The following is a 15,853-nucleotide window of genomic DNA, read 5'->3' as shown; positions in this document are numbered from 1 at the left end:
GAAGCTGCTCGAACCATAGCGTTCGCTGTGAGCATCTCGGAAGAGTAAATCTGGTGAACAGATAAGAGATGCAAGGTTCACTGGTCCGCAGCCTCGTATCTTGTCTCAGATCCTGTAGTGCGCCCAGAACCTCAGTGCCATATGTGGCAGCCCTCAAGACGGTGCAGCCTCGTCGGCGCGCCTCCACGCAAGGAGCACTGACGTGGTATACAAGGCCGTATCTAAAGTGCTACGTTTCATCGCTATGAAGCACGAACAGATCGTTCAGAGTTGTCAGTCCAGGGTGTAGACCCCGAGGCCTACGTACCAGACCTACCCGACGATGACTGGGACGTCATCCGGGCCTTCGTGCTGGATGTGACCGCGGATCTCTCTACGGCCATCACGTACTCCCCCGCCTCGACGATGAGCACGGTCGCTCGCCATGTGGACTGGTGCGTCAACGTCGCCGGGCTCCCGATGACTCGCGAGGCTCTGTTCCGTCGAGATGTCATCGCCGCGGCCGTTGCGGTGATGGACACCACGAACACTGCGAGCAAGGGTCGGCGACGCTCCTTGCTGCTACGTGCCGGCGAGGCGCTCGACGTCATCGCCGTCCCGCCGCCGCTTCCCCCGCTCGCAGCCGCCTCCCCTGCGACCCCGTACACCGATGAGGAGATTGACGCCGCGATCCGCTGGTCGGAAGTGCAGGACGGGGTGAACGGGAGGTCGGCCCGCGCGCTCATCGCCCTCGGTTTCGGAGCTGGTCTCCCGACGCGCGACCTCGTCGCTGTGCGGGCCACTGATGTGCACGAGGACGCAGCGGCGGTCACTGTCGTAGACCGCGTCGTGCCGGTCGCAGACGAGTGGCGGTCAGAGCTTCTGGAGCTCGCGTCGACTGCGCCGGACCCGGCTCAATCGCTGTTCCGCCCTGGAGTCTCCTGGCACAAGAACATCGTCAAGACGTTCATCGACCGCTCCACAAGCCTGACCGTGAGCTTGAATACGCAGCGAATGCGTGCGACGTGGCTTGTGGACCACCTATCTAACGGGACACCGATGCAGGATCTGCTGGCTGCGGCAGGTCTGAAGTCGATGGATGCTCTGGTTCGGTACGAGCGATTTCTCCCTCCACCTTCGCCAACGCCTCCTGCAGGTACGACGCGATGATCTTCTTCACCCGCGGTGACTGATGAGAGCCGTCGCCGACGGCCAGCGCCACGGAGGTGAGGGTCGCTCCGCACTCGCCGAGCATCAACTCGAGGTCGGTGAGACTTGCCCACATGGCGCCGGTGAGAAGGCGGCTGACTTTCGGACGGTCGATGCCGATGGTCGCGGCGAACTCCTTCTGCGTGATGCCGTGCAGCTTCAGGTGTCGGCGCACGAACCTGGCCACCTGGTCCTGAACCCGCGCCGCCCGCGCCTCCGCGTTCGGGTCATCGGGCCCCGACCACGGGTCGAATCGGTTGTCACCGAACTCCACGTAGTCCGGCGTGAAGTGCGACGGCGGGTAGCGAAAGTCCATCTCCGAGCCCTTCCGGTGTTCGCGCGCGCACAGAAGCGCTGTTCGGTAGCGGCGTTCACACCGCGACCCGCGGCTGGGCATGAGAAGGGAGTGAACAACGCAGAAGAAGTCCTTGAGACCTACACCCCGCACATCCCGACCAACATCTGGAACGAACTGAAGCCGTTCGTCGTGGAAACCGTGCGCTCCCACTATACCGAGGGACGCACCCGCGACGACATCCACCACGGGCTGATGACCCTCACCGGGTTCGCCGACTGGGTACTCACCCTCGGTCTGGGCAGCCTCGACGAAACCATCCTCCGTGCGGATGTCATCGATGCATACACGACGTATCGCAGCACCGAGGTCGCCGGCTTCCTCGCGGAGCGCGAGAGGAAGCGCCTGCGGGTCATCGCGGGCCTCCCGGCCGGCCCTGAGGACCGCGCGGTGTCGACCTCGTCGACGCCGCAGACCCCCTACACGGTCGAGGAGCAGGGGGAGATTCGCCGGTGGAGTCAGTGGCAGTCCCGCGAGGGCAGCCGCCGCAACGCATCGTCTATCGCAACCCTCGGCCTCGGCTGCGGGCTCACCGCCGCAGAGATGATGACGGCGCGACGCGACGACATCATCGTCCTCGACGACAACCTGCTCGGAGTGCGCACCCCCGACCGGACCATCCCCGTCCTGCACTCGTGGCACGACGAGCTGGAGGTCTTGTCCCAGGGACCTGACGACGGGTACCTCATCGGTCGCACGTGGTCGACGCGCAACAGCATGACGCTGAAGAGCATCATCGATGGACTGCCGGGGTTGCGGCCCTCCCCGCAGCGCATGCGAGCCAGCTGGATGCTCGCGCACGTGGATGCCGGCACTCCCCTGCCGGACTTCCTGGACGCCGCAGGATTGAAGAGCCCCGACGTGCTCCGCCGACTCCTCCCCTTCCTCGCCCGCACTCCGGAGTCCGCACGCACGAGCGCCCTCCGCCTGGCGACGGAGGTGGCACGATGACCGCGCACCTCATTCCCCTGAGCGTCGTCCGGTGGGCCGCCAACATCGTCGACTCCTCCGGCGTGATGGATAAGGTCAAGGCCTGGGACAAGGAGGACCAGACGTACCAGGGCGGCCGGCCGCCTTCCCTCGGCCCGCGTGCCGTGTTCATTGCCTGGCTCGTCGTCGGCATGGAACAGCAGCCGCTGTTCGCCACCCGCGTCGCCGAGGTCCTCAGCGAGCGCCTGAGCCCCGAGGCCGCCGAAATCATGGGCGTCCCGGCTTCGTTCATGACCGTCCCCTACGAAGACATGCAGAACCGCGTCGAGCGGGCAACGAACCGACTCCTCGAGGTGTTCGACTACAAGCCGATGCTGGAACGCAAGGGAGCCCGGTCGAAGCCGAAGGAGGAGCGTCTGACCCGCCAGCGCGCACTCCTCAAGGGCGAGCTGGCGGCCATCGTCGAGCATCGTGCGGAACGAGCCGTCGCGCTCGAAGCGAAGCGGCAGCGGTTCTTCCGCTTCACGAACGACCTGCTCCACGCCCAGTACGACACCCTCCCCGACAACGCCAAGACGCACAAGCTCAGCTTGTCCATCGACGCCACCTTCCTCGCCGCGCCCAGCCGAGGCATGTCCAACGAGAAGCAGGAGAAGCGCCTGGACACCCAGACGATTCCGCTCGACTTCGACGCGGGCATGTACGTCCGCACCTACGACCAGCGCGACAACTGGGACGGCACCGCCGACAAGGCCATCGGGAAGAAGGGGTACGGGTACGAGTGCGAGCTCGCCGTCCTCGTCTCCAACGACCCGGACCACCGCGAAGCAGTACCGCACATCGTCGTCGGCTTCAACTTCCACGTCCCCTCCGTCGACTACAACCAGTGCGCACGGGAAATCTTCGACGACATCCTCGACTGGGGCCACGGGTTCGGACACGTCACCGCAGACCAGGCGTACCTGCCTGGCGCGAACCCGGAGGTGCTGCAGAAGCCGCTGCGCGCTGCCGGCGCGATGCTCACGATGCGCTATCCGAAGCCGGAAAGCCGGGCCGTGAAAGGCGAAGGCACCATCCAGGCGGAGGCGCATGGCGCACACATGCTGGAAGGACGCCTGATGTGCCCGATGACCCCGAACCCGCAGCGCAACGTGATGCTGAACTACAACCGCAAGGTCGCCGCGGACAAGGAGGACAGGACGCTGTCAAAGGCAGACCGCGAAGCGCGCGAACTCGTCTACCGCGCCGAGCGCGATGCGCTCATCATCGAGCGCGCCAAGTGGGAGCTGCGGGTCAAAGAGACCAAGGCCGACAAGGGCGTCGTCGTCATGACTTGCCCCGCCGTCGGCAAGGGGCGGAGCCTGGACTGCCCGCTGAAGCCGAACCAGCCCACGGACCTGCCGAAGGGCGCCGTCCCCCTCCCGGTCTTGAACACCCCGAAGGCCCCGGGTGCCATCTGCACGAACGCGAGCTCGGTGAATGTCAGCCTCGAAGTCGGCGCGAAGTACCTGCAGCACTACCGGTACGGGTCTCCCGAATGGGAGGACGTGCACACCTATGGTCGCCAGACGGTCGAGTCGTACAACAACAGCCTCAAGCACGCCGACAACAGCCTGCACGACGCCACGAACCGGCGTCTGCGTGGCACCGCCGGACAGGGGCTCCTCGCCATCATCGGCGTGCTCGCGCAGAACGCTCGGGTCATCTACGAGTGGTTGGACCAGCAGTACGACGAGGAGCGCCCGGCCATCGAGCCGCGCACGCGCCACAAGCGCACCGACCGACGCGTGCCGGTGAAGCGCACAAAGAAGGGCCGTGGCATGCCTGCCGGCCGCCGCGCCCGCTACGGCCTTCTCACCTGAACGCCTGTCTGCCCCGGTCGCCTGACCGGGGCAGACGTGGCTCTCGCCTTCGCGGCTCGACCAGAACAGCGCGTTGATCCGGGGCCGAATTCTCTAGTTGGTTGTAGGAATCACAAAGTACCGAAGGCCCACCATCCACGCTGCGATGAAAACAGCGGCTCCGACGAGGATGACGAGCAAGATCGTGGTGGCAGCGCGCCGCATACGCGAGTCGCGTGGCCACCTGAAGGAATCGACCACCGACAGGACCAGGGCGAGCGCGAAGACACCGAAGGCAATCGTCTGAGCCGCGGTCGCGAAGTTCCACCGTTCGATCTCGACCTCTGACGCTGCGGGACGGAGGTCACCTTGCATGGTGCCCATGGCGAACGCACTGACGCCCAGGAGGGTCGCCGGAACAATGACGAGAAGCACCCGAGTGAGGTTCGTCAGCCGCGGCTTGATAGCGGTAGTGGAAGTTGTCATATGAGTTCCCCTCGCCTGTGTGAATGGATGCACAGGAGCGGGCGCGGCTGAGGATCGCACGCGCCCACTCCGCTATGCGTTAGCGGGTCGACGACACGTTAACTGACTTTCCGACGACCGTGTACCCGATCTCGATCCACGCCTTGTTCCCATTCCGCTCCGGCATGCACACCGTCGACGGGTTGAAGGGATTGGCGGAGAACGGATCCAGCCAGCAGAGCTTCGCATAGTAGTTGCCGGTCCAGAAGTTCGCCCGACCGCTCCACGTTCCGGTAGTCGTTCCGGTCGAGAACCCGATGTCGATGTTCGGCACCGCCCCTCTCCAGCACGGACGAGAGATCGGCGAGCACGCCGACGGGTACGCAGTTCGCGCCTGCGGGCCGGCACCTGCAACGAGCTCGCTCTCGAGCTGCTCCTCGGTGAGAGGTTCCACGGCGGTGATGTCGCCCGACACCGGGTCAACAATCACCCGCTTGAATTCATCGGAGCCCAGCAGGTCAAGCTCTTCCTGACTCAGCTGGTCGACATCGCCGACCGTCTCCCGCTCCTCAAGCGCTGTCGCGCCTGCATCCGCAGCACCCGTCAGCAGAAGCGGCGAGAGGATTGCGGCGACCGCCGCGACGTACGTGAGTTTCATCTTGGCTGCCGTCCTGTTCGTCACGGGTTGCACTTCGTAAGCGGGTTGCTCTGAATCGTCCAGTGAACGTTCGGTCGCCACGACTCCATGTTGTACGTAGGACCTCCGCCGTAGCCGTTGTTGACGACGTGGCAGATGAACTGGTTGTCGATGGTCGCGGTGACCTTGGACGCGAGGCTGCCGAGCTTCTGTTTGAGCTCAGCGACGTGCGACGTGTGGGTCATGATGTCGATGTACTGCCGCCCCCAGGACGTGGGAACTGCATTGACGACGTACTTCACACCGCCCTGATTGCTTACCCACGCGGAGCTGATGAGCTGCTGACCGAGCCACGGGTCCGCCACCACCGGGAACTCGTCAGACTCCACCTCGCTGAGATCGACATGCTGAACGACAGCGTCACCCTCGACGGTGAACCACGTGGGCACGTCCCCCTCGTTGTTGTCGAGAGCCCACGGCGCAGCCACCCCAGCGACGAAGGCGCCGTCGGCAGCGAGGAACGCGACCGAACCGTCCTCCTGAACTGTCGCGCTTGCGCCGTCGGGGACGTCGAAGTCGAATCGGTACTGGCTCGGGGCGTGCTTGTCGTCGATGACAATCGCGAACAGCGCGCTTCCCTCCTCCATCAACACCGGCACGACGTCGGCAGAAGGAGCCGCGTCCGGAGCAGTCATGGTGATGACACCATGATCCGACTCGAGGGTCGCAGAAGAGTCTGAGACAGATGCAACGACATCCTCCGAAACGGAGATCGTGCTCGATTCGTCTGCCACGCTCTCCGCGACGTCCGCAGGTGCCAACTGCTCGAAAACACTTCGAGCGTCGTCGGGTTCTGCGGCAGTAGAGGCCATGGTCGGTGCCGAGACGAGGATCGAGGCTGCCAAGCCTGCAACCCCAGCCAACGCAATTGATGTTCTTCGCATGATTCTCCGGTCAGCTTTCCTGATGATGAGAGCCTGTCTCTCGTCATCAGGAAAGCTACCGTCGTTTAAAGAACGGCCAACGCTGCACGGCTGTCCCCCATGTGGAGGACAACGCACGCGAATAGGGCGTCAGTTCAAGGGGAACGCCGAGCCTCGGTCGAAGACACTCCCTATCAGGCTGTCCGAATCTCTGCAGTCTCGCCTGAGCGGATACGCGCGATACATTCGCGGAACGCTCGACGTCGAAGGTTGAGGGTTTCGGATCAGCGAAGTCTTCTGGCGCAGAGATAGCACCTGTCGGCTCTTCGACACTCGCGCGCACCACGCGGACGATGTTCGGCACGACCCTCGACCCCACCCGCTGAGTCGCCTCGGCGATGGACCGAGTCGGGCGATCTTGGACGTCGAGGGGCTCGTGCTCAGCGGTCAAGTTGGCTCAGATTCTGCACTCGAGGTCGTTGCAGTTGCGCCGAGGGGACGGTCAACTGATGCCACTCCTGCGAGCCTCCGCGGAGTGGTGTCGGCGAAATCAATAGGCGTTCGATCTGCGCTAGAACGGGCATTCCTCGTGAGCGCTGCCGAGCTGCGACTCACGCACCGACATCTCGAATCCGCAGTTCTCGCAGGTTGCGCCTCGACGCTTCTCGCATCCACACGAGCCGCAGTCGGGGCATCGATGCAGCATGCAGGTCCGGCAGAGGACCGCGCCCTCACGGGCAAACGTGCTTTCGCACGAGGCCGACGCGCACTCGAGCTCATCTCTGGACCACAGGGCGTCGCCGAATCGGTAGGTGGGCCGGGCGACGACGAAGATGTGGGTGCCGTCCGCGTCCCACCCCCAGTCATAGGCGATGTCTGATCTGGACGTGTTCGTGGAGTACACGAAGCCGTCGGTCGCTGCTCGAGTCCCTTGGGCGCCTGCAGTCAGCGCACGGAAGTCGGACTGCACGCTACCTTTCGGCGGGCGCGCGAGCGTGGACGCATCGGCCGATTCTGACGAGAGCACGAGTCCCGTGGTCGGATCGGCGACGACAAGCACGGCGTTCGGGTCGTCTGCGCGTGCCCACCGCGAGGCGCGCATGCTCGCCGCCTGCCGCGAGACCAGGCCGTCTCGGGTGAGCGCCCTGACGAACGCAGGGGTCAGCGTTCCCGTCCACGCAGTCTCGACCACGTGGTCCGGCATGAGAAGGAGGACCGCGACGTGATTGCTCACAGCTTCCTCGACGTGCCGCATCAGCGAACCGTGGGCGCGACGAAGGTCAGCAAGCTCCATCGCCCAGTCTTCATCCTGCTGCTGCAGGTGATGACCGAACTCATGTGCCGCGGTGAAGTTGGCGCGAGCCGTCCTCTGCCTCCGGGCGACCCGAATGCGTGCCGGCCGGCGCGTGTACGTCCCCAGCAGCTCGCATACCGTATCGACCTCGGTGCTCCACTCAAACTCAATGAGATCGGAATCCTGGAGCGCACGAGTGATGTCGGATTCCAGCGCTGAGCGTGGCTGGTCGAACTGCATGTTGGCCAGGAGATGCTCGGCGACCGCGGCGACGACCTTGGGGTGAAGCCACTCCCCTGGGCTGGCGACGTCAGGAAGCATGAGCGTCCTGGATGAGCAGGCGCAAAGTGTCGGCGGCACGGCTTGATGCTCGCTCCGACACACTGTCAGTGCGGGCGGCGAGGGCGTATGCACGTCGCGCGTTGTTGCGGGCTTCGCGTTCAGAGATCCCGGCGGCGTCGCAGAGCTCGACGACGAGCGATTTCACCTCGGGTGATGCGAACTCCCGGGTGACCGCGTCGTGCGTAGCGGAAGTCCACTTTTCAGCGTTCTCGCCGAGCGCCGCGATCTCGTCGTTGGAGAGTAGGTCGCCGCCCCACAGCTCCAGCACCCGCGGAGTGTCGAACCCGGTGACTGCGCGGAACTGACGGGCACTCATGCCGGTCGCCTCAACGTCGACGGTGAGTTCCGTCTCCGACGGCCACTCGATGAAGCACCGCCGTCGATAGTCATCAAGAAGCTGAGTCAGGGCATCCGCGTCCGCGGGTCCGGACCCTGCGGCGAGAGTTGTCAGGACGCCACGATCCGCCGCCCAGCGCCGGATCTCCTGAAGCTGCTCGTCATCGAGGACGTTCGCCAGCTTTTCGTGGAGAAGGAACCGTCCAAGTCCCGTCTCCGCCTGCGGCCACAGGACCACCGACGCCTGTCCGAGCGTCACCCCCACTTCGGTCGCGCCCGCTCGGCCGGCTGTCACCGGGATCCCGAGGATGAAATCGTCGTGCACCTGGGCGATGACTACGACGCCCTCGTGGATCCCGTCCCAGGACAGCGTCCAGGCATCGCCAGGCGCCGGGGCAGCGGGCGCGCTGCTGATCCCGGTGACCCAGTCTGGTGTTCCTGTCGCGTGCACAGTCGCGTCCCCCTCTGATTGCAAAGTCTGTCAGCTTATCTGATGTTTGATCTATGCGCGGTCCGCTCAGAACCCGTTGACGCGATCCCAGAACTCCTGGAGGCTCCGGGCCTCACCAGAACCGAGCGCACCGTAGAACTCGCAGTCGTTCGCGTTGGAAAAGTGCGCACGGAAGATGCTGTGCTTGAAACGCAGCTCGAACATCCCCTCCTTGTCCAGCCGACATGAGTCGTCGATCTCGCTGAGCAAGCACGTGTCCTCATCGAAGCCAGCCCGATTGGAGGTGCGGCCGAGCAGCGTGACGATGTCGGCGCGCGGCTGCACGACGACGTTTCGTCGCGGAGCATTGTGGGCGTCTGGCACCACATGCGGGAAGACGCCGTAGATGTCGGCGAACTCTGGATTCTGCTCAGGCATGTGTGGATCGTATCGAAGCGGGATGTCCGGCAAGAACGGACGGACAACCATCCCCGCACCGAAGCACTGAACTCGTTCTGGCTATGTCTCAGATCCTGCAGTTCCGGTCCTACGCTGAGTCCGCCTTGTCGAGGTTCGCGCGCAGCACACGGACGATGTCCGGCACGAACCTCGGCTGAACTCGGTGCTTGACGCCCCTGTTCATCTCCCGAAGGAACTTCGCGACGCTCTCCGCGGATCGATATGTCGCGCCGGCCATGAACACCGCATGTATCCACCGCTCATCGAGCAGGTATCCCTCATTGCTCATCGCACGAAGCAGCTGAATCACCGCGTCCTTGCCGTAACCCGATTCCAGGCCGTTGTACTGCTCGCTGACCATGGCCTTCGCCGCTTCAAGCTGGAGCGGACCCACGCGCGGCGCGGGGCGCTCCGTCAACAGATTCATCCCGCCGAGCCCGTCCAGCATCTCGATGACGAGATGGGTTGGAGACCACACCATGACGAAGATGCGCCGCACACGTGCGCTGACGATGAGCTCGCGGAGCGACTCGCATTCCCGCTCCTCGAAAGGGAACATCACCGTGACGCCATGGTCGAGCGTTTGCTGACCAGCTGCGTCGAACTCCGCGAAGCTCGTGACGACCTGTCGAGCGTCCGGCGGAACGATGGAGGCGAACACGGCGGCGTCAGCTGACCGTCGTTTGCCCGGCGCCGGGTCAAGAAAAATGAATGGTTCTCCGCCGAGCCACTCACGAATGCGTGAGCCACGCTGCGCCATCCCGGTCCCTCCGGCGGCCCAGTCGGTATATGTCATGTACGCAAGCTCGGTCATGGGCACAGTATGTCGTTCACCTCCGACATCATCGGTCCAGAATGTTGGACGAACTAGAGCCTCGCGGCAGAACCTTCACCTACGACGATCCGACGCATGCCGCGACGACGAGTCCGATTGTCCACATGACCGCGTGCGCGAACATCAAGGCCAGGAACGGATTCTCCGTCGGAGCACCGCCCATCGCGACGCCGAGAACGATGGCGAAGACGGCTGCGAGCACAGCGCCCGCAGAGACGGCGATCTTTTGCACTGGGATAGGCTCCCGCGGGTGATTGTTCAAGCTCATGCACCCTCTATGCGCCTCCTGAATCAGGACGACGAACAGCCCGGTCGACCGAATTCTCCCGGTGCCGCGCTGACGACGATGGTTCTGATGGGCCTTGTTCTCGTCTCGGTGCTGGTCGTAGCCGCACCGGTTGCTCGCGCGATGCTCGAATACCCGACCGCCCCGGGGGACCACATCAACGCGCTCTTCGTTGAATGGGTCACAGTGCTCCACTCGCCAGCCAAGGCTGTAGCGAATGTCGTCTCCGCTTTCGCCGTACTCATGCTCACTCTGTTCATCGAAGAAGGACTGAAAGCCTCGGACAAGGTTCCCGTGCGCACGCGCCGAAACATCGCGACCTTCGCTTTCGTCGGGGGTGTCGCGACTGTCGGGTGCTCAGCGCTGGCGGTGCTCGGGGCGACGTTCGGTGGCAACGTCGCGGCAACGATTCAGACTGTGGGAAGCGCTGCGGTCGTGCTGTTCTTTGCGTCACACATCGCGACCCACTCCGTAATCTCATTGACGAAGCAGCGGCGTGGGCTTCTCAGCACCCGCGACCTCGTCGCCGACGCACTTCGGACACTTCACCTCCAGGGCCCACTCTCCTTTGCGGCCATCGCATGGGTTCTCGCGGGAGCAGGCACGCTGTGTTTCATCGCCCTGCCCGCCGTCGCTTTCGTCATCGCAGAGGCACTCGACCCGGCGAACAGCGGTCGATGGGTGTCGGGGCTGCTCGGTGTCGCTTATCTCGCCTTCGCCATGTTCTTCCTTACCTGCGGCACCACTCCGGGAAATTCTGCGGGCATCCGAGTGGCCTCTCGCGTTGGTTGGGGTCTTCTCGCCATCATCATGGCCTTCGCGACGGCGGTCGCATTCGCGCTGAACATGTCCGAATCCGCCCTCCTGCCCTCGTTGTTCTTCATCACGGATGCGGTCGCACTCCTGTCCATTCCTGCCGCATGGATGCCTCGATGGACGCTGACCGGTGCGGCACGGACGCTGCAGCTGCGGGCACTGAAGAAAACCAAGGACGCCAACGACCGAGCAATCCAAAATCTTGATGCGTGGGAAGCGACGTTGCCCCAGCCTCCGCAAAGCGTCGCTGCGTCGGCCAGCCAGCCCTGACAGCGCCAGCGACCGCTATCTTCTCTTCCATGAGCGAACCGCCTCCCACTCTTGCCGCATTGGTGCTGCCAAGCCTGGTGCCCGTCGCACCGTCCCCTTTCAGCCCTCGGGAGAAGCTCATCGCGGATACCGCGTTGAGCTTGCAGATGACTGCCGCTTCTCCCGACTCAGCCGGTGTTCGCGCACTCGTTTATCTCGGCGTGGAGTGGGTGGACCGCTTCACGGAGATGTTGGGCCGCATCGGCTCCGCCGGGGAGCAACTCGCTCTCGCACTCGCGACGAATAAAGACGCTCGTCGGTGGACGGCGGCTGACGCGTCGGAGCGGGATCCGCAGTACGCGACCATGGGTGTTCGCGCTCAGGCAGAGATGACGGCGTTGTGGACGCTCGGTTCCGCGCACGGCCTGGCGAACGCGCTGGTGCGCGCACTGCGCCTAAATACCGATGCCCGCCAGATCGTCGACAGCGCTTTCCCCGGGGCCGCAGGGTTCCCGCCGTTCAGTGAGACGCAGCAGGCGTGGGTGTCGTTCGAACCGGGAGTGATGCGCGTTGCTCGCGCTGCAGCAGGCGCGTCGGCGTCCCCGGCGACTGTCACCATCGCCGCATCGCTATCCAACCTCTTCGGTGACAAGCGTTGGAAAGACTTCCTCGACCTGCGAAACGTCGGTTTCCACCGCCACCGACCGCAGAGCGTCGACGGCGGCACCCCGAAGACGTCATCCGTAACCCACTCGCCCACTAGCTACTCGATCTCCGTCGGAGTGGGACCATCCAACGTCGCTCCTCAGATCGACGAGGTGCTGGCGGTTGCCGAGGCGGGACTCGATCTCTACAGCGCCGCGGCCCGAGTCTTCGACGAGCACCTGTTCCGCGCCATCAACGAACTCAGCGGGCGTCAGATGTACACGCCGTGACGAAGCCCGGCGCCCAAAATCAGGAGGAGTGGTAGTCCGCCAGCGTCTCGATGTGGTGCTTCATCGACAGCTTCTTGACGTACCCGAGGCCAGGGTAGTGCCGCCGCGCATGCAGGCTACGGAACTCGCCGGCGGCGGACGTCTCCAGGAGCTTCGAGTCATCGTCGTCGAACGCCGCGACCACCTTCGCCAGCGCCTCCTCGAACTTCCCGGCCGCGTCCGACGGTGTGTCATTGCTATCGGAGACGAAATGGTAGATGTACATCGCGTCGTCGTTGTCGGGGTCGATGTAGCTCAGATGGATGGCGACGGCATACGCCGGTCCCCCACCCTCGGTGAAGCGGTCACCGACGGTGAGGAAGTCTCCATGCCCGTCCATCCCGGACTCGGCGAAGGTGACGTGCAACTCTGAGAAGGGGTCGACGGGCCGGTAGTCGGCGTTCTTCATCTGCTCAAAGCCATCACGAAGGAGCACGCGAGTACCACCGTCGAAGTGCCGTCGGTAGAGAGAACTCGCCTGGTCGTCGATAAAGAGGTGGGTCAGAGTAGATGATCCTTCCGCCAGCGATTCAGCAAGCTGGCGCGGCGCCGTGAAGCCGGCGTGGATGAGTGCCGGCCCGTGCGCCGTATGCGCATCGACGAGCTGAGTAGCGCGCTCGGCGGTGACGCCGCTGTGCAGCAGTACGCCCGCAGAAATCGCGTCATTGTCGCCGTAGTTGTCATCCAAGAAGGTCGTGATGTCAGCGCCGTTTGCACTCAGCTGTCCATGCCGCGGGTTGACGATGACGATTGCCTGTCCGCCCGCGTCGCTAACGGCGTCGAGCGCTCGGCCGAGACCGTCGAGGGATCGGCGAACCGGTTCAATGACAGGCACGAATGATGCGTCGGCCATCAGCCCCGCACTTTCCCGGACGGCGAGCAGTTCATATTGCTTTCCTCGGAAGTACGGGTAGTACATCAGTCAACTCCAGGCGAGTGCGGCTCCTACAGGGAGGAGCGTTGCGTCGTGGACTCTTGTCCTGGACGCGTTGTCCATTTTCAGAGTCAGCATGGCAGCACGCAATGACATCGGGATGGAGGGAAGGGAGTCGGCGAGGGCACTCTGGGAGCGGGTTTTCCTCAGAACGCTCACCATTCCTTGATGCACTTGCGCTGCATCCAGCGTTGCGAAGATGTCTCGAAGTCTGGAGCGGAGCTGCGTGTTCGGCACCCGCGGAGCATCGATTCCGCATGCGTGAAGAATGGCTGCAGCCTCATTGGCGCGAACGAAATCAAGGACCGCCAAAGGGTCGGTCCTGCCCGGGTCTGCAACCGCGGCGCGCTCCGTGCGCAGCGTGAAGCGTTCGGAGAGGACAAGCACACCGACATCGCCCGGGACCCGCTCGAGGACCTGAGGAAGGTGCTTGGGGCTCGTCACCACGTTCACCGCGGCGAAGACGCGCCCGTAGCTCGTCACCTGATTGTGCAGCCGCGACAGGGAGTCCCGTTCGGACTTGATCTCGTACGCGGTCGACGTCCCGTTGAACACGACGACATCCGCCTTGCACATGCCCACGCGTGCTTCGCCGACCATCGAAGCGGTCCGCAGGCTGTGCTGCCCGAGGAGGATCTTCTGTGTGATGGCTGAACGGTAGACGTACTCATCGCGATTACCTAGCGAGCGCAGTGTCGCGAAAGCGCGCTCGAAGGCGTCACCGATTGTTGCTCGGGCACCGACGCGCTCGGGAATGCTCGACTGGTGGAGGAGTCGCGCGAGCAGCTGGGATTGTCCGTGACGGCCTAGCTCCCGGAGCACCGCCGCCGAGAACATGCGGCTGAGGGAGGCAAGTTCTGCCTGTCCGACGTTCATCGCTGCTCCCCTCGACGTCCGGGCACCACGGTGCGAGACCTGACGGCCGATTCTACCGAATGACCCACTGTGCCTATGCGGCAGCCGCCGCTCCCGCCGTGGGTGAGAGAAGGGGTGCACGTCATAGGAAAGATGTACGCGGCTGGTCAGAAAGTGCAGATGAGACACGACGCGAGCGCGTCTAACGTGAACGCCTGCCGCCCTATCCGTCCACACCCATCCAGCCGCTACCGTGTGCAGAGAGAGAGGAGACCCATCATGGACGGTCTTGTTGCGGCGACAGTTGATGAGTCAGAAGTGCTGCGTTCGGAGATGCGCGATCTGCAGCGGGCCGCGTCACAGTACTACGCGGCCACGGGTCACTTCGGATCCCAGGAGGAGATGGGCGTTCAGTCGCGCTCCTTCCTCGGCCACGCACAGCGTCTCAATGACCTGCTCACGAACAAGCTCGCGGACCGCGCGACCTACGTCGCCCTGACCGGCAGCACCAGCCCGCACCCGCACCCGCAGCGCGACCTCATCGAGGGCATGAAGTACGCCCGTAACGTCGTCGAGCATGTCATGTATATCCTGAAGCCCGCGGAGCCGAACGCGATGTTCGGCAGCAGCGACATCGGATTTCGCCTGGTCGCCGAATGGGACGAGATTCCACCGCACGTTCACGCCGAACTGCGCCCCAGCACACAGAAGCTGAAGCCTCACTACGACAAGCACTTTCGTGACCGCAACGTCATGACCGTCATGTTCGAGATCCTGCGATTCTTCGCCGAGGTCGTCCCTGACGCGGTTCATCGCGACCAGAGTGGCGAGTGGACCGGGTTCCCCCTCCAAGCGCAGCTCGCCGTGCCCGCTCCCCTGCACCCCGAAGAGCCACTCGACTCGGGCCATGCACGCGCGTGGCTCGATGCACGCCTGCCGAACGGGAACATCCGCGTCGTCGGCGGGCAGATCACCGTAGGAGGTACGCAGTACGTCGTGGGGCTCACGTTTACAAGCGACCTGACGTTCGGTCACTTCGTGGAAACTGCGAGCCAGGTCGATGCCGACATCGCCGCGGGCTACTCGTACGTCCAGTGGACCGGCACACCGGACTTCGAAGACCTCACCGCGCAGTTCCCCCAGTTCTTGACGGGCAAGGTCTATCGCGCGCTGACAGCCTTCCCAGAGTGGACGACACCGTTCGACCCGGCGATCCCGACCAGCGACTGGCATCTCGGCCATCAACTCGAGGAATGGGAGCAGATCGTGAGAGCGGAAGCTCTCACACATGTTTCCGACCACGTCGCGTACGTCACGAGGCGGGCGCGACGGTTGTACGCGTTCTACCCGCTCTACCCTTAGCGGTTCAGTGCGCCGCAAGGTAACGGAAGGTGAGCGGAACAACCGCATCGCGCTGGCGTGTCGAGCGGCAAGCATGTCGGACTCGCGTGGGACCATCAGCACAAACAGAGAAGCCCGACGTCCGGGCGAATCCGTCTCGGGGCCTTCTCGAATGCACGCGTTCAGGACGAAGGTAGTCAAACGGGGTGTCGGCTGGGGACGCCACGCCGGGCGGCACCGGTGCGGATCTGATGTCTTGGGGAGACAACATGTCCAAGGACAAGAGAGAAGAACGGCGAAACCGGAAGGTGAGGAGCCGCGCGCACGCGAGCGGACCGTATCGGCCATCGCCACCTCGAGCTG

16 protein-coding genes are annotated in these 15,853 nt (G+C 64.1%); 5 read left to right on the top strand and 11 right to left on the bottom strand.

All coding sequences use genetic code 11. The annotated features are described in order from the left end of the window. Positions 1-1,024: 1,024 nt before the first annotated feature. Positions 1,025-1,504 carry a helix-turn-helix domain-containing protein gene (locus ACIOU8_RS09155; RefSeq protein WP_400788354.1) on the bottom strand — a complete coding sequence of 160 codons (480 nt, stop codon included), beginning with the start codon at positions 1,502-1,504 and terminating at the stop codon, positions 1,025-1,027. Between the two features lie 90 nt (positions 1,505-1,594). Here ACIOU8_RS09155 and ACIOU8_RS09150 point away from each other — a divergent pair, with 90 nt between their 5' ends. Further along, positions 1,595-2,494, top strand: a complete 900-nt coding sequence (locus ACIOU8_RS09150; protein ID WP_400788352.1) for a hypothetical protein — start codon at positions 1,595-1,597, stop codon at positions 2,492-2,494. Continuing rightward, positions 2,491-4,335, top strand: a complete 1,845-nt coding sequence (locus tag ACIOU8_RS09145) for a hypothetical protein (protein WP_400788349.1) — start codon at positions 2,491-2,493, stop codon at positions 4,333-4,335. Before ACIOU8_RS09150 ends, ACIOU8_RS09145 begins: the two co-directional genes overlap by 4 nt. Positions 4,336-4,428: 93 nt before the next feature. Here the strand turns inward: ACIOU8_RS09145 and ACIOU8_RS09140 are convergent, their stop codons facing one another. From ACIOU8_RS09140 to ACIOU8_RS09105, 8 genes are all read right to left on the bottom strand, one after another. Next, positions 4,429-4,800, bottom strand: coding sequence for a hypothetical protein (locus ACIOU8_RS09140; RefSeq protein ID WP_400788347.1), 372 nt, complete (start codon positions 4,798-4,800; stop codon positions 4,429-4,431). Positions 4,801-4,879: 79 nt separating this feature from the next. Further along, positions 4,880-5,437, bottom strand: a complete 558-nt coding sequence (locus ACIOU8_RS09135; protein WP_400788344.1) for a hypothetical protein — start codon at positions 5,435-5,437, stop codon at positions 4,880-4,882. A gap of 20 nt (positions 5,438-5,457) precedes the next feature. Continuing rightward, the gene (locus ACIOU8_RS09130; RefSeq protein WP_400788342.1) at positions 5,458-6,111 is read right to left on the bottom strand and encodes a DUF2599 domain-containing protein; all 654 of its coding nucleotides are present in this window, start codon (positions 6,109-6,111) and stop codon (positions 5,458-5,460) included. 799 nt (positions 6,112-6,910) lie between these two features. Then, a complete protein-coding gene (locus ACIOU8_RS09125; protein WP_400788339.1) occupies positions 6,911-7,954 on the bottom strand; it encodes an ImmA/IrrE family metallo-endopeptidase in 1,044 nt (347 codons plus the stop codon). After that, the gene (locus ACIOU8_RS09120) at positions 7,944-8,762 is read right to left on the bottom strand and encodes a hypothetical protein (protein WP_400788337.1); all 819 of its coding nucleotides are present in this window, start codon (positions 8,760-8,762) and stop codon (positions 7,944-7,946) included. The genes ACIOU8_RS09125 and ACIOU8_RS09120 overlap by 11 nt, the downstream gene beginning before the upstream one ends. Before the next feature lie 66 nt (positions 8,763-8,828). Beyond that, positions 8,829-9,179 (bottom strand): hypothetical protein, encoded by a 351-nt coding sequence (locus tag ACIOU8_RS09115; protein WP_400788335.1) that lies wholly within the window; start codon positions 9,177-9,179, stop codon positions 8,829-8,831. Positions 9,180-9,288: 109 nt separating this feature from the next. Next, positions 9,289-10,014 carry a hypothetical protein gene (locus ACIOU8_RS09110; protein WP_400788332.1) on the bottom strand — a complete coding sequence of 242 codons (726 nt, stop codon included), beginning with the start codon at positions 10,012-10,014 and terminating at the stop codon, positions 9,289-9,291. A gap of 79 nt (positions 10,015-10,093) precedes the next feature. Continuing rightward, positions 10,094-10,267 (bottom strand): hypothetical protein, encoded by a 174-nt coding sequence (locus tag ACIOU8_RS09105; protein ID WP_400788331.1) that lies wholly within the window; start codon positions 10,265-10,267, stop codon positions 10,094-10,096. 45 nt (positions 10,268-10,312) lie between these two features. Between ACIOU8_RS09105 and ACIOU8_RS09100 the strand changes: the two genes are divergently transcribed. After that, positions 10,313-11,407 (top strand): hypothetical protein, encoded by a 1,095-nt coding sequence (locus ACIOU8_RS09100; RefSeq protein ID WP_400788329.1) that lies wholly within the window; start codon positions 10,313-10,315, stop codon positions 11,405-11,407. A gap of 29 nt (positions 11,408-11,436) precedes the next feature. Continuing rightward, entirely contained in the window at positions 11,437-12,321 is an 885-nt protein-coding gene (locus ACIOU8_RS09095) for a hypothetical protein (protein ID WP_400788327.1), read from the top strand. A 19-nt stretch (positions 12,322-12,340) separates the two neighbouring features. Here the strand turns inward: ACIOU8_RS09095 and ACIOU8_RS09090 are convergent, their stop codons facing one another. Beyond that, positions 12,341-13,279, bottom strand: coding sequence for a sce7725 family protein (locus ACIOU8_RS09090; protein WP_400788326.1), 939 nt, complete (start codon positions 13,277-13,279; stop codon positions 12,341-12,343). A 3-nt stretch (positions 13,280-13,282) separates the two neighbouring features. Further along, positions 13,283-14,170 carry a sce7726 family protein gene (locus ACIOU8_RS09085; protein WP_400788324.1) on the bottom strand — a complete coding sequence of 296 codons (888 nt, stop codon included), beginning with the start codon at positions 14,168-14,170 and terminating at the stop codon, positions 13,283-13,285. A gap of 258 nt (positions 14,171-14,428) precedes the next feature. Here ACIOU8_RS09085 and ACIOU8_RS09080 point away from each other — a divergent pair, with 258 nt between their 5' ends. Beyond that, positions 14,429-15,511, top strand: a complete 1,083-nt coding sequence (locus ACIOU8_RS09080; RefSeq protein WP_400788322.1) for a hypothetical protein — start codon at positions 14,429-14,431, stop codon at positions 15,509-15,511. Positions 15,512-15,853 lie beyond the last annotated feature (342 nt).

Source organism: Microbacterium sp. NPDC087589 (assembly GCF_044743635.1).
Taxonomy (GTDB): Bacteria; Actinomycetota; Actinomycetes; order Actinomycetales; family Microbacteriaceae; genus Microbacterium.
The sequence above is the reverse complement of the archived record's forward strand: the minus strand, read 5'-3'. Positions and strand labels throughout refer to the sequence as shown.

Bases quoted from the DNA above. Each gene is read 5' to 3' on its own strand.
- ACIOU8_RS09080 (WP_400788322.1), top strand. From the start codon at position 14,429: ATGGACGGTCTTGTTGCGGCGACAGTTGATGAGTCAGAAGTGCTGCGT.
- ACIOU8_RS09135 (WP_400788344.1), bottom strand. From the start codon at position 5,437: ATGAAACTCACGTACGTCGCGGCGGTCGCCGCAATCCTCTCGCCGCTT.
- ACIOU8_RS09145 (WP_400788349.1), top strand. From the start codon at position 2,491: ATGACCGCGCACCTCATTCCCCTGAGCGTCGTCCGGTGGGCCGCCAAC.
- ACIOU8_RS09085 (WP_400788324.1), bottom strand. From the start codon at position 14,170: ATGAACGTCGGACAGGCAGAACTTGCCTCCCTCAGCCGCATGTTCTCG.
- ACIOU8_RS09125 (WP_400788339.1), bottom strand. From the start codon at position 7,954: ATGCTTCCTGACGTCGCCAGCCCAGGGGAGTGGCTTCACCCCAAGGTC.
- ACIOU8_RS09100 (WP_400788329.1), top strand. From the start codon at position 10,313: ATGCGCCTCCTGAATCAGGACGACGAACAGCCCGGTCGACCGAATTCT.
- ACIOU8_RS09130 (WP_400788342.1), bottom strand. From the start codon at position 6,111: ATGACTGCTCCGGACGCGGCTCCTTCTGCCGACGTCGTGCCGGTGTTG.
- ACIOU8_RS09140 (WP_400788347.1), bottom strand. From the start codon at position 4,800: ATGACAACTTCCACTACCGCTATCAAGCCGCGGCTGACGAACCTCACT.
- ACIOU8_RS09155 (WP_400788354.1), bottom strand. From the start codon at position 1,504: ATGGACTTTCGCTACCCGCCGTCGCACTTCACGCCGGACTACGTGGAG.
- ACIOU8_RS09095 (WP_400788327.1), top strand. From the start codon at position 11,437: ATGAGCGAACCGCCTCCCACTCTTGCCGCATTGGTGCTGCCAAGCCTG.
- ACIOU8_RS09110 (WP_400788332.1), bottom strand. From the start codon at position 10,014: ATGACCGAGCTTGCGTACATGACATATACCGACTGGGCCGCCGGAGGG.
- ACIOU8_RS09115 (WP_400788335.1), bottom strand. From the start codon at position 9,179: ATGCCTGAGCAGAATCCAGAGTTCGCCGACATCTACGGCGTCTTCCCG.
- ACIOU8_RS09090 (WP_400788326.1), bottom strand. From the start codon at position 13,279: ATGTACTACCCGTACTTCCGAGGAAAGCAATATGAACTGCTCGCCGTC.